Annotated in this window: 22 protein-coding genes and 1 pseudogene; 12 read left to right on the top strand and 11 right to left on the bottom strand. The window is 31.5% G+C overall.

What is annotated here, in order from left to right:
* Positions 1–35: 35 nt before the first annotated feature.
* The 4 genes from AW14_RS13895 to AW14_RS13880 form a co-directional block, all read right to left on the bottom strand.
* Positions 36–4,922: a T9SS type B sorting domain-containing protein gene (locus tag AW14_RS13895; protein WP_052647530.1), complete on the bottom strand. Its 4,887-nt coding sequence runs from the start codon at positions 4,920–4,922 to the stop codon at positions 36–38.
* A gap of 115 nt (positions 4,923–5,037) precedes the next feature.
* Positions 5,038–7,752 (bottom strand): T9SS type B sorting domain-containing protein, encoded by a 2,715-nt coding sequence (locus AW14_RS13890; protein ID WP_044639347.1) that lies wholly within the window; start codon positions 7,750–7,752, stop codon positions 5,038–5,040.
* A gap of 24 nt (positions 7,753–7,776) precedes the next feature.
* The gene (locus AW14_RS13885) at positions 7,777–8,601 is read right to left on the bottom strand and encodes an ABC transporter permease (RefSeq protein WP_044639346.1); all 825 of its coding nucleotides are present in this window, start codon (positions 8,599–8,601) and stop codon (positions 7,777–7,779) included.
* A gap of 19 nt (positions 8,602–8,620) precedes the next feature.
* Positions 8,621–9,517 (bottom strand): ABC transporter ATP-binding protein, encoded by an 897-nt coding sequence (locus AW14_RS13880; protein ID WP_044639345.1) that lies wholly within the window; start codon positions 9,515–9,517, stop codon positions 8,621–8,623.
* A gap of 156 nt (positions 9,518–9,673) precedes the next feature.
* Here AW14_RS13880 and AW14_RS13875 point away from each other — a divergent pair, with 156 nt between their 5' ends.
* Entirely contained in the window at positions 9,674–10,735 is a 1,062-nt protein-coding gene (locus AW14_RS13875) for a hypothetical protein (RefSeq protein ID WP_044639344.1), read from the top strand.
* An 8-nt stretch (positions 10,736–10,743) separates the two neighbouring features.
* Here AW14_RS13875 and AW14_RS13870 read toward each other — a convergent pair whose 3' ends face one another.
* From AW14_RS13870 to AW14_RS13855, 4 genes are all read right to left on the bottom strand, one after another.
* Positions 10,744–11,259 carry an IS1096 element passenger TnpR family protein gene (locus AW14_RS13870; protein ID WP_044639343.1) on the bottom strand — a complete coding sequence of 172 codons (516 nt, stop codon included), beginning with the start codon at positions 11,257–11,259 and terminating at the stop codon, positions 10,744–10,746.
* Between the two features lie 24 nt (positions 11,260–11,283).
* Complete coding sequence (locus tag AW14_RS13865) at positions 11,284–12,318, bottom strand: COX15/CtaA family protein (RefSeq protein WP_044639342.1); 1,035 nt, start codon at positions 12,316–12,318, stop codon at positions 11,284–11,286.
* Between the two features lie 5 nt (positions 12,319–12,323).
* A complete protein-coding gene (locus AW14_RS13860) occupies positions 12,324–13,742 on the bottom strand; it encodes a CCA tRNA nucleotidyltransferase (RefSeq protein WP_044639341.1) in 1,419 nt (472 codons plus the stop codon).
* Between the two features lie 130 nt (positions 13,743–13,872).
* Entirely contained in the window at positions 13,873–14,430 is a 558-nt protein-coding gene (locus AW14_RS13855; RefSeq protein WP_044639340.1) for an L-threonylcarbamoyladenylate synthase, read from the bottom strand.
* Between the two features lie 85 nt (positions 14,431–14,515).
* Between AW14_RS13855 and AW14_RS13850 the strand changes: the two genes are divergently transcribed.
* Together AW14_RS13850 and AW14_RS13845 are read left to right on the top strand one after the other, a co-directional pair.
* Positions 14,516–15,172: a DUF1919 domain-containing protein gene (locus AW14_RS13850; RefSeq protein ID WP_052647529.1), complete on the top strand. Its 657-nt coding sequence runs from the start codon at positions 14,516–14,518 to the stop codon at positions 15,170–15,172.
* A gap of 86 nt (positions 15,173–15,258) precedes the next feature.
* Positions 15,259–16,014, top strand: a complete 756-nt coding sequence (locus AW14_RS13845) for a lipopolysaccharide kinase InaA family protein (protein ID WP_044639339.1) — start codon at positions 15,259–15,261, stop codon at positions 16,012–16,014.
* Here AW14_RS13845 and AW14_RS13840 read toward each other — a convergent pair.
* Both AW14_RS13840 and AW14_RS13835 read right to left on the bottom strand, forming a co-directional pair.
* Positions 16,011–16,772 carry a glycosyltransferase family 2 protein gene (locus tag AW14_RS13840; protein WP_044639338.1) on the bottom strand — a complete coding sequence of 254 codons (762 nt, stop codon included), beginning with the start codon at positions 16,770–16,772 and terminating at the stop codon, positions 16,011–16,013. The two genes, AW14_RS13845 and AW14_RS13840, sit on opposite strands and share 4 nt — an antisense overlap.
* 57 nt (positions 16,773–16,829) lie before the next feature.
* A complete protein-coding gene (locus AW14_RS13835; RefSeq protein ID WP_052647528.1) occupies positions 16,830–17,594 on the bottom strand; it encodes a glycosyltransferase family 32 protein in 765 nt (254 codons plus the stop codon).
* Between the two features lie 61 nt (positions 17,595–17,655).
* Between AW14_RS13835 and AW14_RS13830 the strand changes: the two genes are divergently transcribed.
* The 4 genes from AW14_RS13830 (at position 17,656) to AW14_RS15330 (ending at position 19,692) form a co-directional block, all read left to right on the top strand.
* Positions 17,656–18,414, top strand: coding sequence for a glycosyltransferase family 2 protein (locus tag AW14_RS13830; protein ID WP_044639337.1), 759 nt, complete (start codon positions 17,656–17,658; stop codon positions 18,412–18,414).
* A gap of 241 nt (positions 18,415–18,655) precedes the next feature.
* Positions 18,656–18,865, top strand: a complete 210-nt coding sequence (locus AW14_RS15340; protein WP_394330358.1) for a hypothetical protein — start codon at positions 18,656–18,658, stop codon at positions 18,863–18,865.
* A gap of 314 nt (positions 18,866–19,179) precedes the next feature.
* Positions 19,180–19,365: a DDE-type integrase/transposase/recombinase gene (locus AW14_RS15335; protein ID WP_394330383.1), complete on the top strand. Its 186-nt coding sequence runs from the start codon at positions 19,180–19,182 to the stop codon at positions 19,363–19,365.
* Positions 19,366–19,482: 117 nt separating this feature from the next.
* Positions 19,483–19,692: an integrase core domain-containing protein gene (locus tag AW14_RS15330; RefSeq protein ID WP_394330357.1), complete on the top strand. Its 210-nt coding sequence runs from the start codon at positions 19,483–19,485 to the stop codon at positions 19,690–19,692.
* A 57-nt stretch (positions 19,693–19,749) separates the two neighbouring features.
* Here the strand turns inward: AW14_RS15330 and AW14_RS13820 are convergent, their stop codons facing one another.
* Positions 19,750–20,565 (bottom strand): 2,3,4,5-tetrahydropyridine-2,6-dicarboxylate N-succinyltransferase, encoded by an 816-nt coding sequence (locus tag AW14_RS13820; protein WP_044639336.1) that lies wholly within the window; start codon positions 20,563–20,565, stop codon positions 19,750–19,752.
* Between the two features lie 327 nt (positions 20,566–20,892).
* Here AW14_RS13820 and AW14_RS13815 point away from each other — a divergent pair, with 327 nt between their 5' ends.
* The 5 genes and pseudogenes from AW14_RS13815 (at position 20,893) to AW14_RS13795 (ending at position 23,558) form a co-directional block, all read left to right on the top strand.
* Complete coding sequence (locus AW14_RS13815; protein ID WP_044639335.1) at positions 20,893–21,216, top strand: hypothetical protein; 324 nt, start codon at positions 20,893–20,895, stop codon at positions 21,214–21,216.
* Positions 21,217–21,333: 117 nt separating this feature from the next.
* The gene (gene ruvX, locus AW14_RS13810; protein ID WP_044639334.1) at positions 21,334–21,744 is read left to right on the top strand and encodes a Holliday junction resolvase RuvX; all 411 of its coding nucleotides are present in this window, start codon (positions 21,334–21,336) and stop codon (positions 21,742–21,744) included.
* A 68-nt stretch (positions 21,745–21,812) separates the two neighbouring features.
* A pseudogene (locus AW14_RS15155) lies at positions 21,813–22,391 on the top strand (T9SS type A sorting domain-containing protein).
* Positions 22,392–22,505: 114 nt separating this feature from the next.
* Entirely contained in the window at positions 22,506–23,096 is a 591-nt protein-coding gene (gene def / locus AW14_RS13800) for a peptide deformylase (RefSeq protein ID WP_044639332.1), read from the top strand.
* A gap of 54 nt (positions 23,097–23,150) precedes the next feature.
* Positions 23,151–23,558 (top strand): DUF5606 family protein, encoded by a 408-nt coding sequence (locus tag AW14_RS13795; RefSeq protein ID WP_044639331.1) that lies wholly within the window; start codon positions 23,151–23,153, stop codon positions 23,556–23,558.
* Positions 23,559–23,672: the final 114 nt, after the last annotated feature.

Below are 23,672 nucleotides of genomic sequence, written 5' to 3'. Positions count from 1 at the left end.
TAATGGCTAAAATAGTTTGTTTATTATCATTTTGATTAACGTTTTAATGCAAAATGCCCTTTTATTTCAAAAGCGTTACCATCTTGAATTACTTTAGCTACAAACCAATAATCATCTGCAGGCATATTTTGACCGTTAAAAGTGCCATTCCAACCAATCGAATTATCTGGTAAAGTTTTAAGTAGTTTGCCATATCTGTCAAAAATATAAACTAAAGTACCAGGAATTTCCTCAATGCCTATAATATGCCAGTTGTCAAAATACCCATCGCTGTTTGGGGTGAAAAATTTAGGAACATCGATTACAACTACTTCTTTGCTAACATCTTGACAACCATTTAAATCTCTTATGGTTACCAGGTGTCGCCCTAAAGTTACATTATTAAAAACGTTCGAGGTTTGTGGTTCTCCATTATCTAGAATATACACATAATTACCAATACCGCTAACATCTACAGTAATACTATTTGGATCTGCAAAATCTACTTTTGTAGTGAAATTTATAGTGGCTTCTTCAGATTCTATAAGGCTGAAATTTTTTGTAACCGAGCAATTATTGGGCGTTGTTACGGTTACAAAGTGCATTCCTATGTCTTGAATATCGAATAAAACATCGGGGGTTGTAGCACCTGTGTCCCAGAGATAAGTATCGCCTGGGTTTCCAGTATCAGCGCTTACTAATAAGGGTAGATTGTCTAAACAAAGCGGAATAATATCATTAATATTAACTATTGGTAAAGGATTAATATATGTGGTAAATTGCGTTATATCGTAACACCCTGTTAAGGTGTTTTCAACCCTTGCATAAATAATTTCTCCATTGGTTGCTGTATGTAAAACGGGCAAACGGTTTCTGTCTTCTTCAGCATTTAAAATATCATTGTTATAATAGTAAACCGATAGATTTGTAGCATTTTGAGATCCCAGTATTGCAGATTTATTTTCATCTAAATTAAATTCATAAAAGCCATCAAAATTATCATCGCAATATGTTAAGTCTGGCGGCGTGTTTGCAACAGGGTTCTGGTTTATTTGCAAATTAAATGAGCCCACCTGACTACAACCATTTGAAATATTTTCAACTCTTATAAAAATAATGTGATAGCTCGATGTGTAATTAAATATAGGACCTACAGGAGAGATACTATTATTCGCATCATTTTGGTTGTTATGATAACTAATAATTTTATCGCCAGGATTATTCACTATTAAATTGTCTATTTGCGATAAATCGTAGGTGTTTGTAACATTATCGCAAATTTGTAGGGTTCCTATATTATTAAGAACAGGTGGTAAATCTACAATAAGGTCTAAAGGAACTACGCTGTAACATCTTGATAGGGTATTGGTCACTTTAATATATACCGTTTGAGGGTTGCTGGTATTGGTATAATTATTCGGATTTACAATTGCTGCACTATTATTTAGTGGATTGGCATCATCGATGTCACTAAGATTTTCGAAATAATGAACAACTAAATTGGTTTTATCTCGATCTAAAATGTCGTAGTCTGCATCATCTAAATTAAAGATTACTTGTCCGTCATTATTAACATCACATACTCTAAATATATTTGCTTGGGTTACTTTTGGAGCCTCAATAATATTAATATCTAACGATTCTACAACAAAACATTGCGAGTTTGCATTCACCATTCGAGCGTAGATAGTTTGAGGATTTGTGGCATTGGTATAATTTAGGCTAAGTGGCGCGTTACCAGAAAGCGCATCAATATCTGAAATATGGAAACTCACATTTAAATTATCGGGATCTGGGCTACCGCTTTTTAGTTGCGTTATTTTTTCGTTTAAATCGAAAACATATTTTTCGTCGTTGCTTGCATCATCACAAACTAAATACGATGTTAACGGCGCATATATAGGGTTTGATGCCACTTGTATGGTAAATGAACTGGTGCTAAAACAATTGGCATCCGTTACATTTTCAACTCTAACATATATTGTTTGAGGGCTGGAAATGTTGGTGTAAGGATTATTTTTGTCGATGGCATTAGTGGTGTTGCCGTTAAGAGCATCCATTTCATTTTCAAAATAATAAACAGTTTTTCCTGCTTGGCCATTTATAATGTCGGCATCTTTATCTGCGAAAATAAAATCTTCTTTTTGGTTGTTGTCGTTTTCACAAAGCTGAAATGAACTAATGTTAGGTATTACAGGTATGGTGTTTACAATAATATCGAAAGGCAAAATGTTTGGACATTCGCCATCATCAACTCGAACATACAATGTTTCCGTAACGGCATCAAACGTGTTTTTATTTAATGGATTTATTGCCGCATCTGCATCTGCAAACGAGCTATAAAAATCGATTGTTAAACCTGTTCTGTTCGTTACAATTTCATCAATTACATCTTCCAACCTTATATTTAAAACACCGGTATTATTACATGCTACAATAGTGGCAGGTGCCGTTGCAACTGGTGGTGTTTTTATTTCTATATCGAAACTATTTACCGACCTACAACCATTTGCTGGATTTGCTATTAATGCCCATACGGTAGCATTTTGGTTTACACTGTATAAAGGCGGAAGCATTGGGCCATTTGTTCTGGCATCATTTTCGGTTTGATAGTAGGTGACATTAAAACTAGAATTTCCGTTGGTAATTTCGTTATCGAATGATTGTAAATCAACATCCACGATACCATCTTGGTCGGTATCGCAATAGGGTAAAGGATTAATGGGTTTAAATGTTATTATTGGATTCACCCTTAAAATGTACTCAAAAGGCTCAGCACATCCATTTCTTTCTATTAAAATATAAAGTGTTTTAGGTGTAGTGACATCTAATTGATAAGGTTGTGATTTGTCTATTGGGTTATTGTTATTATCTAAATCGTTTTGACTGTCATAAAATGTAACAACAACATCTGGTATACCATTAGCGATAAAAAGTTCTACTTCACTAAGAATTATATCCATAAACCCGTTGTTGTTTTCTTCTTCACAGTAAGCAGCTTCAATATTGTTGGTTCCAGTAACCAGTAAATTGGTGTGAAGTTCTACAGCAACCACCGAGGCACAACCTGTAGAATTATCTTCTATTCGAGCATAAACAGTTGTAGAGCCAGGTTCGGGGTTTCCATTGGTAAATTGATAATTAGTCGTGTTAACTATCGGGTTGGAACCATTTTCTGCATCTGATCGTGTTTCATGAAATGTTGGCGTAACATTGGTGGTGCTTCCAATAATGTCACTAAGTACCGAGGTTAAATCGAAAAAAGCCTCTCCGTTTTTGTCGCTATCACAGGCATCGATATATTGAGTTGTGAAGTTTACAAGCGGACTGTTAGTGATATTAATATCTAGTGTTGTTGTTGAAACACATCCTGTTTGAGAATCCCATATCCTAACATAAAGCGTTTCTGTTGGATTGGTGTTTTGATAAGGCATAGTAATGGGATTCATACCAGATTCTGCATCTAATGCTGAATAATGATAAGAAACCAACAAGTTGCTTTGTGATTGGGTTATCTCAACATTTTTTTGAGTTAAGTCGATGTTGGTTTGTCCGTTAGGGTTACCATCGCTGTCACAAATTTCTAAAGTAGTTGGTTGGGTAATAACTGGTAATGGGTTTACTGTTAAATCGAAAGAAGTAAAACCTAAGCATCCTGTGTCGGTATTTTCAATTCTAACAAAAATTGGTTGTGGGTTGCTTGTATTATTTATAACACCAGAAACACCAGGATCGGTGCCACTTCTTGCTAAAGCTTCAGATAAATGATAAGAAAAAGTATAATTTAAAAACGAAGCAGGTATGTTATTTATAATTTCTTGGTCTTTCAAAGCTAGGTCGAAAGCTTCTATTTCATCTCCACTAACATCATCACAAATTAAAAAAGGCGAAATAGGGTTGATGGTTTCTTCGGTATCTAAAACAATATTTATTTCGTCTATTTCTGTACATGTTGAGCTGCTTAATGGCACGGTTACTTCGACACGGTATAATCCAGTTTCTGTAACATTTAAAGTAGCATTAGTTTCTCCGTTAATTAAAACATCGTCCTTAAACCAGGCATAACTTGCTTGCGAATTTTGAATATCGGCATTTAGGGGTACAACATTAGAACATGTTGCGATGTCTTCACCTAAATCTAAAATTTTAAAACTATTTCCTTGTATAAATACTGCCGAATCGAAAGTTTCGTCACTTTGGTCTGCAATAATTAACTTAATATGATACCTTACATAAGGCACAATGGTTTTTGTTGCTGTTAAAACCGTTGTTCTTCCGTTGTAATTGGTATCTCCTATATTATAACCATCAAAATATTGTTCGTTAACTGCTGGGCATGTGCCTGCAACAATTTCATTTCTTATATTTTGAGTATTAACAGGCGTGTTTGTACCTGGAATTAAAGCAATATTTTCGTAAGGACCGGTACTGGCTTCTTCCTTTATTAAAAAGGCGAAACCATCGGAGTATTGACAGGGGTTGGTTCCTGTATATTCTTCTGAAGCTAAAATATAATTAAACTGAATTTGATTTGAAATTGAAATAAAATCGAATTCGATAGAGGTGGCATTTAAAGTATTGGATATTCCTAAAACAGCATTCAAATCTGGGTCTGTGCCCCAATTAGAACTACCTTCGCTTAATTCGTTAGAGTTTGCAATATTACCTCCAGAGGTTGCATTTCCTGTAGAAAGCATAATACCAGTTTCAAAAGGAAAATTTGATGTTCCTCTATTAAAATAAGCAAAACTGGAAAGTCCATCGACACTCCCGTTTACCGAGGAAGTAATGTTAGAAACTTCAACACAGCCATCTATAAGATGATTTTCTATAAGTTCTTGTAAGCCTAAACTAGAATCTACGGTTATTTTTTGAGAGAAAATAGAGTTGCAACTACATAAAAATATAGTTAAAATTACGAAAGATTGTAGGTTGCTTTTCACGATTAATTTTGGGATAAAAACTTAATTTCTATGTTTTTAATCGTGGGGAAATTAGTTTTTTTTTAGATGAAATGCAAATAAAATCGGATTAAAGGGTTCTCGTAAAAAAACGCAACTAGTTTTTTAAACTAAAGTGATTTTTGTAAATCCTACCATCTTGAAGCTTAACAACAAACCAATAATCGTCTGCAGGTAGTTTTTGTCCACGCGAAGTACCATTCCAACCCTCGCCAATAGGGTTGATTTCTTTAACTAACTTACCATAACGATCGTAAATTAATATTTTAGTATTGGGTTGAAACATGGAAGAAACCCCATAAACTTGCCATGTATCGTTATAACCATCGCCGTTTGGTGTAAAGTATTTAGGGAATCCTATTACAGAAATTTTTTCTTCACTAGTACCACAATTGTTTTTTATATCTTTTACAGAAATTGTGTAAAAACCGGGGCCAACATTTTCAAAAATATTTTCTTTTTGGTAAGGTTGGTACAAGGTATTATTGCTATCAAATAGGGCATATTCATAATCTCCGTTGCCTGAGAGTAGCACTGTAACCGTATTGTTTTTGGTAGCATCTACGATATCTATCGATTCAAATGTAGCAATGTTTGAAGCTTCAAGAGTGATGCTTCGGTTTTTACTACAGCCATTAGCGTTTGTAACGGTAACGTTGTATATACCAGGATTATTAACGGCAATGTTATAAGTGGTTTCTCCTGTGGACCAAGTATAGTTGTAATTTGAAGGCGAATCATTTATAACACCAGCATCTAAATTTATAGTTTCTGGAAACTTGTTAATACAATAATATGCTACAGCTTCGGTTTCTATATCAGGTAAGTTATTTACCCTTAGTTGGATACGACTTATACCATAACAATTATTATTGTTTTCTACTCGAGCATAAATTGTTTGTGAATAGGGTGTTGTGTTTGTGTAAATATTATTAAGGGGATTCTGTTCTAAAAGGGCTTCATTTTCGGTTTCGTAATACGTTACTACTAAACCAGAAGGGAGCCCTAAAAGCATAGCGCTTTCAGAATCTTTTAAGTTAAATACATGAAAACCATCTTCTATACCATCATCATCACAAACTGGATTTAATATTACATCGTTAGCATCGGTAACGCTTACTTCTATGGTTAATTCAGCAAAACTGGTACAACCGGTTAATATATTTTCAACGGTTACATATAAAGTTTCTTTGCTAGCAGAATTTTGATACGCATTTTCATTCACTCGAATCGTTCTGTTGGAGTCTTTATAATAAGAAACTTTTATATTTCTTTCATTTCCTGTAATAGTTTCATCTGCTTCATGAAGATTGAAAATAGTTAAACCATCTTTTATACCGTCTTCATCGCATTGAAACAAGCTGTGATTGTTAGCTGTAGGGTTCGGGGTAAATTCTACAAAAGCCTGACCTTCAATGGCGCAATCGCCGTTATTGGGATTTATATATACTTGATAATGACCTCTTTCATTTATTTTAAGATCGTATGTGGTATCTGGTAAAGGCACATTATCTTTTGTCCAAGAGTAGGTTGCACCGGGTAAATTTATCGATGTTAAATTGTATATATCGCCTTCACATAAAGCAAGACTGCTATTACTTTTTCCGTTTTTTATAATATCAATTTGCGTATTAAAAAATGAAGCAATAAAAGGAGGAAGGCCTTGCGTAGAATTATTTGGCGATAAATTAACAGCGTTGTGTCTATAATTACAGCTTAATCCTAAGGCATCTGGATTTTCAATAACTCCAAGATAGGGTGAGCCTTGGTTATAGGTGATGCTTAAAGTTCTGTAAATTTTTCCGTCTGGGCCTAACTGTAAGCCACCTCTATATAATTGCCTATCATCAATAATTATTTGAGAGGATTGAACATCGGTAGCTTTTAAATTGAATTGTACTAAAGTAGAGAAATGCTGATCTGGATTATTTTGAAGATTGGTGTTCTGGTTATCGAAAAAATCATTGGAAGCATGAATATAAAGTAACTCACTGTTTGGTGAAAATTCGACACCGTATGGATGAATGCCACCTCTATTGGAGTTTATAGAAAGTCTCTTCTGGTTACTTACTTTTCCAGTACTGCTATCAAAATCATAAATATATAAGCCTTCTCTGGCATTTGCGCAAGCAACTTTAGTGCCGTCTGGAGATAATTTTAAATAACCACGCGCCTCTCGAATTATAGCACCAAAACTAGATTTAACTGATGTGTTGCTCACTCCAGTATCACTAACTTCAAAAGCATGAAACGTATTAAAATCATTTGAGAAACCATCTAAAGAAGCAAATGTTACCACCCAAATAGATTTTGTTATACAGTCCTTTAGTACAGCTGTTACTTTTTCGGAACTATTAGATAACAGATTATTGTTTTTACTTATAACAGCACCAAGACCACCATTTTGCGATATATCGATGGTAGAATAATTTAAACCTGTAGGATTTCTATTCGATCCCACAGTAAAAACATAATAGATATTAGCATCTCCAGGTTTAGGAACTACAATTGCAGATTGCGTACTCGAGGCATCACCCAACAAAAAATTACCATTTTGCATTACGTTGTGTGCACTGTTGTAAACAGTTGTTCCGTCTGTATAAAATAAAAGGTTGCCATTACCATCGGAAATTGAAGCACAACCCTCTATGGTATTAATTCTTCCAGCAGTAGAATTAGATATAGTACCGTTAATAAGATTGAATTTTATACCTGCATTTTCTCCAAAAAACCAATTAGAGGCTTCGTTTTGGGAAAAACAAAGCATGCTAAAACAAGCAAAAAACAGTAATAATGTGGCTTTTCTTATCATTAATAGCAAAGCTATTAAAAGATATTATAAATCACGCTTTTTTAACAACTTGTATGATAAAAAGATGAAAATAGTCGTCCAAACTAAAACAATCAAAATTTCATGCCAATGCACAGCATAATCGTAAATTAAGTCGTTTTTGTCTGGAAATTTAGTCATAGCAATACGTTGAAAGGGTTGGTCGATGAGTTTGTACATAGATTTTAAAGGAAAGAAATTCTGAATTTTCTCAGCCGTTTCCATGTTAATTTTCCATGTTAATAATCCGAAAAAAATCCACTCTAAAATATAAAGCACAAAAATAAAAGCCAGCGCAAAAGCCGATCGTTTTGCTAGCATACCAAATAATAAACACAAACTAAAAAATCCTATTAATTTTACTAAATAGGCCAGTAAAAAATTTGTTTCCCTAATTATAATATTAAACTCATTATAACTAGAATAGTACAAGCCAATACAAATAGATAGGAGTCCAATTAAAACGGTTGATATTAACGAAAAGAAAACAATAGCATAAAATTTAGAAAGAATAAATTCCTTTTTGCTTAAACCATCAATTAAGTTTTGTTTTATGGTTTTGTTGCTATACTCGTTACCAATCATACTAACCACAACTATGGCAAAGAAAAATTTAAATTGGGAGGCAAAAAACGTTGTTAAATGCCATATAATCGGGAAGTTAAATATACCTAATTCACCCAATTCTAAAGTAAAAAAGCCAAAAACGTTAATCTTTAAAGACGATAATAGAATGATAAAAAAAGGTAATATAAATGATATAAAAATAAGAACCTTACTTGTTCTGTTAAGTAATAATTTTTGTAATTCTAGGTTTAGTAATCGTAACATTATCTAGGTTTTGGTGGGGTTAGTTTTTGTCTGTTAATTGTAAAAATTGTTCTTCTAAACTCTCTTTACGTTGCACTAAATGTGTTAGAATAATGTTGTTTTTAAACAATTCTCTATTAAAATCTTCTGAGCTTACAGGGGTGTTTAAAAAAGCCGTAACTAACTGGTTGTTAATCTTAATATTAGAAATATTGGGATGGTTTTCTAAAAATTGAATAAGTTGCTCTTGCTGATTGGATTTGAGTTCGAAAAAACCATGACTAGAAATCATTTCGTCAACTCTACCAGAATATAATTTTTCACCTTTACGAAGAACCACTACATGCGAACATACTTTTTCAACTTCATCTAATAAATGTGAAGCCAATAAAATGGTCGTGCCTTGGGATGCAATTTGTTTTATAATTTCACGAATTTGATGAATTCCTTGCGGATCTAAACCATTTGTGGGCTCGTCTAAAATTAATATTTCAGGATCGTTTAAAAGGGCAGAGGCAATGGCTAAACGTTGTTTCATACCTAACGAATAGGTGCTAAACTTACTAGTTTTACGTTCTAAAAGTCCGACTATTTCAAGTTTTTCTTCAATTTTATTAAAAGGCACCCCTTTAATATTGCAAACTAATTTTAAGTTTTGTTCGGCCGTCATGTAGGGATAGAAATTTGGACGCTCTATAATGGCACCAACTTTTTTCAAAGCATCGTGTGTTGAGGTATGGCCATCGAACCATTTAAAATCGCCACTGGTTTTATTAACCACATTTAAAACAATACCTAAAGTGGTCGATTTTCCGCTGCCATTAGGACCTAAAATTCCGTAAACATTGCCTTTATTAATTGTGAATGATAAATCTTTTACTGCTGTTAAATATCCAAACTTTTTAGTAAGATTGCTTATGGTTAGTATCGGTTCCAAATGATGCGGTTTTTTGGTTTTTTATAAATATATGACGAAGAAGGCCTCAGATTGTTACAGCTTATAAAAAATATATGTATTTTAAGGTCTGTTAATTAGTAGCATTACTACTAATTTATTTCTAAAAACCTTATTTTTGAGTAACACACTTTACTTATGAACGACTTAATTATTTCAAAAAAAAAACCTTCATACCCCATTTCATCTAAATTAAATGGCTATTTAACACGATATAATAGAAATATTAAATTGCCTATTTTTTACGATGATTTGCTGCGGTTTCAAGGGTCGATAGTTGTTTATGATAAAGATGATAACGATACTTTGTGGATTCGTGTTTATTATAACGAATTCGATCGTGCTGAAATTGATTTGTCTTTAAAAAAGGTTTACACCATTTTACACTCCGATGGTAATGAAAACACCATACCTTTTTTAAGTGTCGATGCTATTGATTATTGCACCTTTGGAAATTCTAAGCCCTTTCGAATTAAGGTTAGAAACATTTTAAACGATAATTACACCTATTTTTATATTAAACGTGCCGATGCTTCCAGAGTTTACGGGTTGGAATTAGAACATATGTTATCGCCCTATAATTTGAATTTTCTGGTATATGAAGATACCTTAATAGAAGAACACATAGCAGGTATTCCGGGTGATGAGTTTATAAAAAACTTTCTTCCAAAATGCGATAAAACCGAAAAATCTCAAATCGCAAAAGAGTTTGTGAAATTTAACGAACGCTGCATGATTAGACTTTTGGGCGATATGCGTTCGTATAATTACGTTATTGTACCAACACACGATTTTGATCATGTGGTTTATAAAATTCGAGCGATTGATTTCGATCAACAATCTTACGAAGGCAAGTTAAATATTTATAGACCACAGTTTTTTAAAGAGAATTTAAAAATGGTAGAATTGGTTTCTGAAACTTTTCAAAAACTATCCATCGATCAATATAAAATTGAGGAGCGTTCTATTCTTGTAAAACGATTAAAAAGTTTTCACGGTAGAATAGACAAACTTTTAGATTGTATGATGGAAGATGTCATATCTAAACCCGAAAATATTGATTTATTAAAAGGAACTATTTATCAATATACTTCAGATGAGGTGTTTTTAAAATGTAAATCTATGGGAGATATATTAAAGCAATCGCTTGTTTTTTTAACTCACAATTACGAAAATATAAATCCCTTAAAAATGCGATAAATTGGATTTTAATTCCAGTTTTCGTCGAAATCTAAACTGTCGTAATCATCAAGATCTAGACCATCTTCAAACGCATCGAAATCATCAAAATCGTCGTCGGCTTCAAAAACTTTTTCGGGAGGGACATCTGGTATTTGCCCATGTACAAACATGAGGTTAGGGTAGTCTACATCGCCAGATTCTTCAACAATTTCAGCTAATTCAACAAAGAAGGTCCACATACTTAAAAAGTCGTAAACATAAATTAAACGCGGTTGCATTTCATGAACAACATCATTAATGCTTGTTTCTTCCATTAAACGCGCCGATGCATCCTCGCTTAAATCAAATAAAGATATTTCTTCACCTTGATTCCATTGGCTATCGCTTAAATAAAACGATGCCATTTCGGTGCCATCAAAACCAAACGATTGGGTGATGATATTATGTAAATCTTCAAGGGTATCGGTTTCACGAATTTCTAAATCGCGAAACACATCATCTTCAACATCGTTATCAAGGATAACTCTAAATCTGTAAATCATAATTTGTTTAATAAAAGCACAAAGTTACAAAGTTTGTAATTTGTTTTTGGTATTGAAGGCTTCTAAAATTAAGTAATATTGTAAACCAAATAGTATGCATGCTAAAACAAGGTGCAAGGTTTGGCTGCCAAACGGAAAATGTAAGTATGCCATCGCAATGCCTGAGATAACCTCTACAATTAAAATAGCCATAACCCAGTTTATTTTAGTGTAGTTTAAATGCGATTTTTTAACCAAATACAATAAATAACCGTTTACCAAAAGTACAATTATTGAAAACGAACGGTGAATATAAAACGTAATGGTTGGGTTATTTAACCACAAAATAGCATTTTCATCACCAAAAATTTTAGTTTGTTCATCTACAAATTGACGTACTTGAGTACCTAAAACAATTTGAATTAAAGTTAAAATGGATGCTATTATTAATACGTTTTTAAATTTAGTATTTGTTTTAAACTCGGTTTTGTTAGGCTTTGTTTTAAAAACGATATACAGAATACAAGCCACAATAAGCAAAGCCATAACCATGTGAATGGTTATTTTTAAGGGCGCTAAATTAGAATCGACTACTGTTTTGCCCAACCAAGCTTGAAATCCCATACCCAAAACAATAAAAACCGAAAGTAACGGAATTGCTTTATTGTTTTTCCAATACGAAAAAGCGGCTACAGCTAGAATTAATGTTGCAAAACCGGCCAAAACGCCCAACAAACGATTAATATATTCTACCCAAGTATGCAAAGGATTAAAAATAGCATAATCGTGTTTTGTGTAAGGTTCCCAATTCGATTTATTAAAAACGCTGGAGGTTGTAAACGAGGTTTTAGCAACTTGTAAGGTTTCATTTAAAATAATAACCTGTCCTTTGTTATACGTATGGTTTTGTTGCCATTCTAACTGTGTTCGCTCGGTAGGTGGGATGTAATAGCCAAAACATTTTGGCCAATCGGGGCAACCCATACCACTACCAGTCATTCTAACAAAAGCACCAGCAAAAATCACTAAGTAAGTTGTTATTAAAGCAATTTTAGCAATGGTATGAATATGTTTTTTCATTTCAATTAAGGATTTACAGTGAGTCCTAAGCGTTTACCTTCTTTTAGCATAAGCTCAAAGGCGGCTTCGTAATCGTTTGGAATATCGCCTTCAAGAATCGCTTCTTTTATGCTTTCTTTTATAATACCAATTTCTTTTGATGGCTGTAAATTGAAAGTAGACATAATTTCTTCGCCCGAGATAGGTGGCTGGAAATTACGCACGTGATCTCGTTCTTCAACTTCAACAATTTTTTGTCTAACAATTTGAAAGTTGTTATGGTATTTTTGAAACTTTTTCGGGTTTTTTGTGGTGATGTCGGCCTCACAAAGAGTCATTAAATCCTCAACATATTCACCGGCATCAAAAACCAATCTTCTAACAGCCGAATCGGTTACAATGTCTTGCGCTAAAACAATGGGACGCGAGCTCATAAACACCATTTTTTGAACGAATTTCATTTTATCATTCAAAGGCATTTTTAATCTTTTAAATAAGTGAAACACCATTTTAGAGCCTTCAAATTCATGCCCGTGAAACGTCCAACCAACTTTTTTATTAAACTTTTTGGTTGGAGCTTTACCTATATCATGTAAAAGCGCAGCCCATCTTAACCATAAATTATTTGTGTTTTTAGAAATGTTATCTACCACCTCTAAGGTGTGATAAAAATTATCTTTATGGCGCTGTCCTTCGACTTCATCGATACCTTTTAAAGCTACCAGTTCGGGTAAAATATAATTTAATAAACCAGTTTGTTCCAAAAGAAGAAATCCAATGGAAGGAACAGAGCTTTCTAATATTTTATTAAGTTCGACAACAATGCGTTCGTTGGTAATTATTTTTATTCTGTGATTGTTTTTGGTAATGGCTTGAAGTGAATTTTCTTCAATTGTAAAACCTAGTTGTGTAGCAAAACGAATGGCCCGCATCATCCTTAAAGGATCGTCGCTATAAGTTATATCGGGGTTTAAAGGTGTTTTGATGCGTTTGTTTTTTAAATCGGCAAGACCATTAAACGGATCTAATAAATCGCCAAAAGCATCTTGGTTTAGGTTTAAAGCCAACGCATTAATGGTAAAATCTCTACGATTTTGGTCGTCTTCTAACGACCCGTTTTCTACGGCAGGATTTCGACTGTCTTCGTTATAAGACTCTTTTCGTGCACCAACAAATTCAATTTCAATATCATCATATCGCAGCATGGCTGTGCCATACGTTTTAAATATCTGTACTTTAGTTTTTGTTGGTAAATTTTTTGCAACTTGTTGCGCCAGTTTTATACCATCGCCAATAGCTACTATATCGATATCTTTTGCGTTACCTCGTTTTAGAATAAAATCGCGCACAAAACCGCCAATAACATAGCTTTCAAGTTGTAATTCTTTTGCCGATTGCGATATAATTTTAAAAACGGGATGTTGTAATGCTTCTTTGTAATTCATATTTTATTTTGGCCAAATTCATCGATTTACACTTTTATCATGTATGTTTTAAAACTATCACTAGAAAAATGATTAATCATTTTATTAATAATTCAAAAAATAAATATTAGTGAATTCGTGGCTTATTATTTTATCGAATAATCTTCACAACACCATTATTACTTAATTTAATAATTGATGATTGTTTAGTGCAGATTTTTTCGTGGTGCAAATTTACAACATAGTCTACACCTTTTAAAACCTCTTCTTGTATTTCTTTAAATGAATTAGGTGTTGGTAACCCGCTAACGTTTGCAGAAGTAGAAACAATAGCTCCATTGAGTCTTCTTGAAAGTTGATAGCAAAACTCATCGTCTGGAATTCTAATGGCAATTGTGCCATCTTCACCAATTAAATTAGAAGCCAAATTCTGGGCATCGTCGTAAATAATGGTAGTTGGGGTATCGGTAATTTCAATAATTTCCAAAGCAACTTGCGGCACCGTTTTTACAAACTTTTTTAGCATTCGGTCATCGGCAACTAAACAAATTAGAGCTTTGCTATCTACTCGTTTTTTAAGTTGATATATTTTTTTTACCGCTTCTTCATTAGAAGCATCACAACCAATACCCCAAACCGTATCGGTAGGATATAAAATAATGCCGCCGTTTTTTAAAACCTCTAATGCTTTATTTATTTCTTGGTTCATAAATTAAATTTAGCCAAATTTAGTATTAGTTTAAATGATAAAATAAAACTTTGTAATTTTACAATCTAATTAATTTTAAGTTAAAATGAAGATGTTTAGAAAATTGTATGTTTTGATAAGTAGAAAGTTTAGAAAACAATTTAATGAACATTTCAGAGCTAAAGATATTGAGATTCTTAAAGATAAAGAATTTCTAATAATATCAAACAATTGTTGGGGTGGAAGTGTCTATCAATGGTATAAAAGACCATATAATACACCCTTTGTAGGTCTTTTTATTTATAGTTCTTGTTATTTAAAAATGCTTAGAAATTTTGAGTATTATATGGGGCAAACTTTGACTTTTATATCTGAATCAAAATACCCATCTACTGGTAAATCTTATCCAATTGGATTATTAAAGGATATTGAAATTCATTTCGAACATTATAAGAATGAAGATGAAGCTAGAGAGAAATGGGAAAGAAGGACTAAAAGGATGTTGGAAGTAAACAATATTGATAATTTTTTTTTAAAAATATGTGATAGGGAATTAATTTCCAAATCGGATTTAATAGAGTTTCATAAATTACCTTTTAAAAATAAAATTTCGTTTTCAATTAATGATTATGATGAATTAAAAAAATGTAACCACATTAAAATATTAGAATGTGACAAGAAAAGGGCATGTGTTCCAAATGGAAAAAAATTATATGAGTTAACCTACCTTTATTATGATTTAAATAAGTGGTTAGTTAATTAATTTATCGAAAGAAAAAGATCTATAATATTTGTTGCTTTCTATTGAAACAAATAACAAGTTAAAACATAATATATTTTGATTTCAGGATGAAAGAAACCAAAGTCTTTAATGACCAAATCGAGAACAAAGATAAATTAACACAAGTAATTAATAATTTTGATAGCTATCAAGGCGGAGTAGGTGAGCGTAATATTATCAAAATTATTGAAGTTGATTCTAAAAAAATTAATATTAAGGCATTTAAAATTCCTAATTTGATTAATCAGATAGTTTATAATTTTTTTAGAAAAAGTAAAGCGCAGCGATCTTTTGAATATGCTAAAAAATTGATAGAGTTTGGGGTTGGCACTCCAAAACCTCTAGCTTATTTTGAGTTTTCAAATTTTTTGCTCTTTAAAAATAGTTTTTATGTAAGTGAACAGCTTGATTGTGATTTAACTTATAGAGAACTTATAAATGATTTGAATTATCCAAATCATGAATTTATTTTAAGAGCTTTTACACGTTTTACATATTCGTTACATGAAAAAGGTATTCAATTTTTAGACCATTCACCAGGAAACACCCTTATTAAAAAAAATGGAGAAGTATATGAGTTTTATTTGGTAGATTTAAATAGGATGCACTTTGAAACAATGGATTTTGAGAAAAGAGTTAAAAACTTTGCAAGATTAACCATTCATAAATCTATGGTACAAGTCATGAGTGATGAATATGCAAAATGTTCTGGAGAAGATTATGATAAAATTTTTAATTTAATGTGGAAAGAAACACAAGCTTTTCAAGAACAATTTCATCGAAAAATACAATTAAAAAAGAAATTAAAGTTTTGGAAGTTTTAAATGTTATTCAGTCTTTCTAGCTCTTTGTAGCGGAAATAAACACCATAGGCACTTAAATAACAAATTTGAAATCCTTCTTTTCCATCCAATATACCAAGTCTAAAAAAATAGTTTACTACAAATTTATAAAAAGGTCTAAAAAGTAATTGAAAAACACTTGTTTTCTTTCCTTTTTTATGTAGTTCTAATGCTTTTAACTTGGCATAATGTTCCATTTTTGATTTGTAATGTGCAGTACTGTCAAAACAATAATGAAGCATGGTGTTTTTCAGAATAGCACTTTCTCCATTAATTTCAGGCATTTCATGAACTAATTTATTTTCAATATACTTAACCTTACCATTTTTAAACAACCGGTAAGTTGTATCTGTTTGAAAACCACTAAATCTAATACGTTTCTTCTTAAAAAAGTAAAGGCGTTTAAACATGTATGCAGCCACGTTTTTGTTGGAATTTATAACTTCAAAGATTTCATTTTTAAGTTCTAAAGGAATGCGTTCATCAGCATCAATGAATAAAATCCAGTTAAAATTAGCTTGTTTTATAGCAAAATTTCGTTGTTCTGTAAAATTTGTAAACGCTCTACAAATTGTTTTTACATGTTTAAATTTTGCTAGCTTTTCTAGCGTACCATCTGTACTAAAAGAATCAACTACAATTATTTCATCAGCAAAATCTACGTTTTTTATAACCTCTGCAATATGGTTAATTTCATTGTAAGTTATTAAAAGAACTGAAATTTTAGAAGGATTATTCAATTATTTTTGGATGTATTTTGATTGGTTTCTATTTATAATAAACGATTGATATCGTTTTTATTTTATGAGTTTATCAATAAGATAAAATTCATCTTTATTAAAGGTGTACTTTAATCTGTTAGCTATTATTAGAGGTGTTTTTTCTAATTTTCTTTTGGTACTTTCTAAGTAATACGGAATTCCTCTTTTTTTATTTTGCCACGAATCTTCCCACCAATGTATACAAATAGTATTTTCTGTAATACATTCTGGGGTGAATGTATCTTCCCAAGAAAAAGGATAAAAGTAATTAAATGGTAATAAAAGTACTTTATTTAGATGTTGTAAATTATTATTTTTTAGGCCATAGCTTTTTATTATTTGACTAACTATTGGTGGGCCACCCATGGCATTGAAATTTAAACGCTGCTTTGTTTCGGTGGCTTTTATACAATCTAAAATAAATGGATTTTGCTTAACAGAACCAATTACAGCAGAATTTAAAGGGTATTTACTTTTTATTGAGTTAGTTTGAAAACCTAAAAAAGCCGATTCTTCAAGTAATTTTCCAAATGGTTTTAATATTTCTACATCGGTATCTAAGTAAATCCCTCCTTCAGAATAAATTGAATATAATCTTATATAATCTGTTATAAAGGACCATTTTTTTTGTTTGTATAGTAATTTTAAAAATGGAAGTTTATCAAAAGGGGTGTTAGTTTCATCCCATTTTTTAATTTCGTATTCTGGTAATTTTTTTTCCCAAGATGCAATACATTTTTCAATAGTATTATTGTATTTACCTCTTCCATACCAACAGAAATGAATTTTTTTTGGAATCATACTTTTTTTAGCGTTAATTTTGAGAAATACAAAAATACTTTAAATCTTTTAAAATAAAGTAATGAATATTAGTGGACTTGTAATAACGTTTAATGAAGAAAAGAATATTGGAAAATGTATTGATGCTTTGTTTAAAGTTTGTGATGAAGTTGTTATAATTGACTCCCTTAGTAAAGACAATACTGTAAATATTGCAAAAAATAAAGGGGCTAAAGTTTTTAGTCAAGCTTTTTTAGGTGATGGCCCACAAAGAACTTATGGTCTACAATTTTGTAATAATGATTGGATTTTAAATCTTGATGCAGATGAGTTTTTGGATACAGACGCAGAAAAATTTATTCTTGAAGGCAAATATTTAATAGGTGATTTTGATGCTTTTTCATTTCGGGTTAAAAATTACTTAGGCAATGAGTTAATTGATTTCTCTGGATGGTATCCAGACCACAAAGTACGTTTTTTTAATAAAAAAACTGCGACACCCTCGAGTTCTAAGGTTCATCAAAGAATTATTACAACTAAAGAGAAAAAGGTAAACGTCCATATACTTCATTATGGATGGGATTCGATTGAACAGATTATAGCCAAGAAAAACCAGTATTCAACCTGGCATGCTAACCAATTGTATAGTCAAGGTAAAAGAATTAATAGTTTTAAGCCAATATTAAATGGAAGTGTAGCTTTTATTAGATGTTATTTTTTAAAGCGTGGTATCTTTAATGGATTAGATGGTATAACAATTGCTTTAATACAAGCCTTTTTTTCATATACTAAGTATGCTAAACTTCTAAAGTTACAAAAAAATAAAAAAAGCGTTAATTAGTAATTAACGTTTTTTTTATTTACTCTGTCCCATCCTGAAATAAGTTGACACAAAATCGATTTATTTTGAAAAATAAAGAAAACAAAATATTTAAGCGTACCCAGCGTCATTAGAATTTAGGCTTTAATTAGCTTTAGTAACCGAAGTAGAAAAAGGCAATTACACTTATAAACAGATTCAGTAAGCCTATGGTTTACAAGGCAGAAGTACTGTTTTGGTATGTCTTAGAAAATATGTTACATTGGATTGGAGTAATACCAATTTGCATAGAATGCCAAAATCTAAAGAAACACCAGCTCAGAAAATAAAACTTTTAGAACGCGAACTAGAAGACGAAAAGTTAAGAAATCTACTCTTAAATACGATAATAGATGTATCAGATAAGCAGTTTGGTGCTTCATTAGAAAAAAGCTTTTATTCCAAAAATCCAAATCATCCGACAAGACAATGAGTTAGCACTCTCAAGCTCTTGTAGATTGTTAGGCATAAGTAGGTAAGCTGTTTATCAAAGTATCAAACTTAAAGAAGCACGCGCAAAAGTTTTATCGCAAATAAAACCATTAGTCTTAGCTATTCGAAGAGAAATGCCAAAACTAGGTACAAGAAAGCTTTATTACCTTTTAAAACAGGACTTTGATAGATTACAAATAAAAATAGGGAGTGATGCCTTATTTATTTACCTATATTAATATAACCAAAGAAGAACTTTACTAAAACACCAATTTAAAACATTGGCTTAGAAAACATCCAAACCTATTAAAAGATATAGTAATTAGACGACCAGAACAAGTTTTTGTAAGTGATATCACTTATGTAAAGAGTAGAGAAAAAACACACTATCTCTCGCTTGTAACTGACGCTTATAGTAGAAAAATAGTAGGCTATAAACTTAGTAATGACATGAGTGCAGACAATGTGGTTAATGCCTTTAAAAATGACTATCAAAAATAGAACAAGTAATCTAAAACAAATTCATCACTCATATCGTGGGTTGCAATATTGTGCTGCTATTTATCAAAACGCATTAATCAAAAACAATGTAATGCCATCTATGACTGATGGTTATGATTGCTATCAAATTCGCTAGCTGAACGCATAAATGGTATCTTAAAACAAGAATTCTTAATCTATGAGTGTAATAATGGTAAAGACCTTAAACAATTAATAACAGAATCAATAAAAACATATAATAACAAAAGACCTCATTTGAGTCTTAATATGAAAACACCTAATTTTAAACACAACAAAAAACCAGAACAGTTAACTGTTCTGGTTTAATTTAATTTTATTCAAAATCTGTCAATCTATTTTAGGACGACTCAAAACTTTTATGTTTTAAACAGCCACATCGTTCTCACGAAGTGCATTGTTTAGCGATGTTTTCTTATCGGTACTTTCTTTACGCTTACCAATAATTAAAGCACATGGTACTTGATATTCGCCCGCAGCAAATTTTTTGGTATAACTTCCTGGAATAACAACAGAACGCGCAGGTACACGACCTTTCATTTCAATTGGAGTATCTCCTGTAACATCAATTATTTTTGTACTCATAGTTAAAACAACGTTTGCTCCAAGAACAGCTTCTGTTTCTACATGTACACCTTCAACAACAATACAACGAGAACCAACAAAAACGTTATCTTCAATAATTACTGGTGAAGCCTGTAATGGTTCTAAAACACCACCAATACCAACACCACCAGATAAATGTACATTTTTACCTATTTGAGCACAACTTCCTACCGTAGCCCAAGTATCAACCATGGTGCCTTCGTCTACATAAGCTCCAATATTTACATAACTTGGCATTAAAATAGTACCTGCCGATATATAAGCACCATGTCTTGCAACAGCATGAGGCACCACACGAATACCTTTTTCGGCATAACCTGTTTTTAATGGAATTTTATCATGAAATTCTAATGGACCACATTCAATAGTTTCCATTTTTTGAATTGGAAAATATAAAACAACGCCTTTTTTAACCCATTCGTTTACCTGCCAGCCAGTTTCGGTTGGTTCTGCAACACGTAATTCGCCTTTATCTAATAAATCTACTACTTTTCTAATGGCAGCGATTGTTTTTTCTTCTTTTAAAAGCTCTCTATTTTCCCAAGCTTGCTCAATGGTTTGTCTTAATTCAGTCATTTTAATTAAAATTTTGCACAAATATAATAGGTAAACATTAAAAAAACAGAATGAATCTGATTATATGACTTTTTGTAAGCATATTTTTTTACCGTTTATCGTTGCAATTTTCTATGAAATTCAAAAATTATTTCCTGTGAACTAAAATAAACCATCGATTAAATACATTTTACTTGTTGTTTGTCGATAAAATATAGCGTTTAATCTGTTTGTCGATAAAAATTCACGACTCCACTAATCAACGAATATTCAGCGTTTTACAACTAATTTTTTGTGTACGAGCTTTAATGTGGTTATATATTTGACACAGATAACGTAACAAATCAAATGAAAACAACTTTTTACATATTATTAATTTTATTATTAACATGCTCTTTAGGAAATGCGCAAAGCATTACTAAAGTTGAAGTTAATAACAAACTTGATGTAGTTGAGAATGTTTCAAATGATGTAAAAGAAACTAAAGTTCAATCTCAAGTTAACTTATCTACAGAAGAATCTAATAACGAGATTCAATTAATCGATGCAGTACAACTTAAAGAAACTGTTGCTCGTGGAACAAGCGATATTAGACTTTATTTTAATAGATTAAGAAACGTAGATAATTTAAATGTGTTATTCCCAAAAATAAACAAAGCTAAAAAAGCTTAATAAAAATTAAATCCATTTAAAAAAACCATAATAATTCTAAAATCAGTAACAAAAAGGCAGTCAAAATAATGACTGCCTTTTTGATTTTAATATATACTTTTGTAATAAAATAATAATATGGCACGAATTCTGGCAATAGATTACGGTATGAAGCGCACCGGTATAGCAATAACCGATGAGCTTCAAATTATTGCTTCAGGCTTAACAACAGTTAATACAAAAGATTTATTAGCTTTTTTAAAAGATTATGTAGCTAAAGAACGTGTTGAATTATTTGTTGTTGGAGAACCTAAACAAATGGATAATACAGCCTCCGAGAGTGAAATTTTAATAAAACCCTTTTTAGATAGATTAATTAAAGAATTTCCAGAGATTCCTGTTAAAAGAGTAGACGAGCGATTTACCTCAAAAATGGCATTTCAAACAATGATAGACAGCGGGTTAAAAAAGAATCAGCGTAGAAATAAAGCTTTAATTGATGAAATTAGTGCAACTTTAATATTACAGAGCTATTTAAATACGAAATAGAGTAAGAAAAAAGTGTAATATTCAAATTCTATTCATAAATTTGTTTTGTATAATCTAAACATCTACTTATGAAACAATTTTACATTTTAATTTTTATTGCCATTTTTAATTTTACAAACGCTATGGCACAGGCGTGTCCCGAATCTGGCTCAACTTTAGCTGGAGGTACTAAATTGGTTTTTGGCTATTCTCCAGGTACTTCATTTTGTTCAAGCAGACCTACGACTATTTTTGTAGGAACAACAGAATTTGTAATGGTAGAATGTACTGAAACATTAACGTCTTATGATCGTGTTACAGGACCTGCTTTAACAGGACAGGATTTTACTGTAACAAGTGGTTTTGCTACACCTTGTACTTTCACTAATGGAACTTTACCAATTGAAACGTTTGATTTATCTAACGATAAATTAAAAGTATATCCAAATCCATTAGCTTCTAACCAAAACATTAAATTATCATTTGGTAAAGCATTATCTGGAAATTTAAGTTTATACAGCATCACTGGAAAAGTTGTTTTCAAGGATGTTATAAACAATTAAGACAAAAAAGAGATTAGCACTTCTGGTTTACAAAACGGTATTTACATGTTACACATTTCAACCGACAGAAATTCTGTAACACGTAAAGTGGTAATAATGAAATAAGAAAGTAAATTTTTACAATCTAAAAAACTCCTTATTTTAAGGAGTTTTTTTATTTTAGGAATATTACAAAAGAAGGAATTAGAATTGTATTTTTGTGCCGAAAAATAAATAAAGATGATTTTACCTATAGTAGCCTACGGTGATCCCGTTTTAAAAAAGAAAGCAACCGATATTTCTAAAGATTATCCCAATTTAGATGATTTATTAGCAAATATGTTCGATACCATGTATAATGCTTTCGGAGTAGGTTTAGCAGCACCTCAAATAGGTTTACCTATTAGATTGTTTGTAATAGATACAACCCCTTTTTCTGAGGATGATGAATTAACAGATGAAGAACAAAAATTATTAAAAGGTTTTAAACGCGTTTTTATAAATGCTAAAATTATAAAAGAAGAAGGCGAGGATTGGGCATTTAATGAAGGCTGTTTAAGCATACCAGATGTTAGAGAAGATGTTTACAGACAACCTATTGTAACTATAGAATATGTTGATGAAAATTTTGAAGCGCATACCGAAGTTTTTGATGGGTTGATAGCTAGAGTTATTCAACATGAATACGATCACATTGAAGGTGTTTTATTTACAGATAAGCTTTCGAGTTTAAAGAAAAGACTATTAAAGGGACGATTAGGTAACATATCCAAAGGGAAAATAAGTGTAGATTATAGAATGCGATTTCCCGATCAAAAAAAGAAACGATAAAATTTGCAGGGCATTATTAAACAATTGATATTTGCCACTTTCAAAAAATAATTTATGAGTTTAGAAAAAATAATATCTATTTCTGGTAAACCAGGATTGTACAAATTAGTAGCACAAACACGCGGCGGTTTTGTTGCCGATTCTTTAAGTGACAATAAAAGAATATCGGTTAATGTGCAACAAAACGTTAGTATTTTAAGTGAAATAGCCATCTATACCTTAGATGAAGAAGTGCCATTAAGACAAGTTTTTGAAAATATTAAAAAGAAAGAAAATGGTGAACAAACATCTGTAATGCCAAAAGATAGCAAAGATAAATTAGAAGAGTATTTTTTCGAGATTTTACCAAATTACGACGAAGATCGTGTATATGCCAGTGATATAAAAAAGGTAATACAATGGTATAACTTATTACAAAAGCACGACTTATTAAAAGATTTAAATACAGATGTAATTAATTAAGTTTTTAACTAAAAAATAATAAGTTTTTAACTAGTAAATAAAATTTCTATTTAACGTCTTTTTTAATCACTTTTTTGAAAGTTAAATACTAATTTTCGACATAATTTATACTAA

Origin of the sequence: Siansivirga zeaxanthinifaciens CC-SAMT-1 (genome assembly GCF_000941055.1) — a bacterium.
GTDB classification, from domain to species: Bacteria; Bacteroidota; Bacteroidia; order Flavobacteriales; family Flavobacteriaceae; genus Siansivirga; species Siansivirga zeaxanthinifaciens.
The sequence above is the reverse complement of the archived record's forward strand: the minus strand, read 5'-3'. Positions and strand labels throughout refer to the sequence as shown.

Bases quoted from the DNA above. Each gene is read 5' to 3' on its own strand.
- AW14_RS13890 (WP_044639347.1), bottom strand. From the start codon at position 7,752: ATGATAAGAAAAGCCACATTATTACTGTTTTTTGCTTGTTTTAGCATG.
- AW14_RS13885 (WP_044639346.1), bottom strand. From the start codon at position 8,601: ATGTTACGATTACTAAACCTAGAATTACAAAAATTATTACTTAACAGA.
- AW14_RS13875 (WP_044639344.1), top strand. From the start codon at position 9,674: ATGAACGACTTAATTATTTCAAAAAAAAAACCTTCATACCCCATTTCA.
- AW14_RS13870 (WP_044639343.1), bottom strand. From the start codon at position 11,259: ATGATTTACAGATTTAGAGTTATCCTTGATAACGATGTTGAAGATGAT.
- AW14_RS13865 (WP_044639342.1), bottom strand. From the start codon at position 12,318: ATGAAAAAACATATTCATACCATTGCTAAAATTGCTTTAATAACAACT.
- AW14_RS13860 (WP_044639341.1), bottom strand. From the start codon at position 13,742: ATGAATTACAAAGAAGCATTACAACATCCCGTTTTTAAAATTATATCG.
- AW14_RS13855 (WP_044639340.1), bottom strand. From the start codon at position 14,430: ATGAACCAAGAAATAAATAAAGCATTAGAGGTTTTAAAAAACGGCGGC.
- AW14_RS13850 (WP_052647529.1), top strand. From the start codon at position 14,516: ATGAAGATGTTTAGAAAATTGTATGTTTTGATAAGTAGAAAGTTTAGA.
- AW14_RS13845 (WP_044639339.1), top strand. From the start codon at position 15,259: ATGAAAGAAACCAAAGTCTTTAATGACCAAATCGAGAACAAAGATAAA.
- AW14_RS13835 (WP_052647528.1), bottom strand. From the start codon at position 17,594: ATGATTCCAAAAAAAATTCATTTCTGTTGGTATGGAAGAGGTAAATAC.
- AW14_RS13830 (WP_044639337.1), top strand. From the start codon at position 17,656: ATGAATATTAGTGGACTTGTAATAACGTTTAATGAAGAAAAGAATATT.
- AW14_RS13820 (WP_044639336.1), bottom strand. From the start codon at position 20,565: ATGACTGAATTAAGACAAACCATTGAGCAAGCTTGGGAAAATAGAGAG.
- AW14_RS13815 (WP_044639335.1), top strand. From the start codon at position 20,893: ATGAAAACAACTTTTTACATATTATTAATTTTATTATTAACATGCTCT.
- ruvX (WP_044639334.1), top strand. From the start codon at position 21,334: ATGGCACGAATTCTGGCAATAGATTACGGTATGAAGCGCACCGGTATA.
- def (WP_044639332.1), top strand. From the start codon at position 22,506: ATGATTTTACCTATAGTAGCCTACGGTGATCCCGTTTTAAAAAAGAAA.
- AW14_RS13795 (WP_044639331.1), top strand. From the start codon at position 23,151: ATGAGTTTAGAAAAAATAATATCTATTTCTGGTAAACCAGGATTGTAC.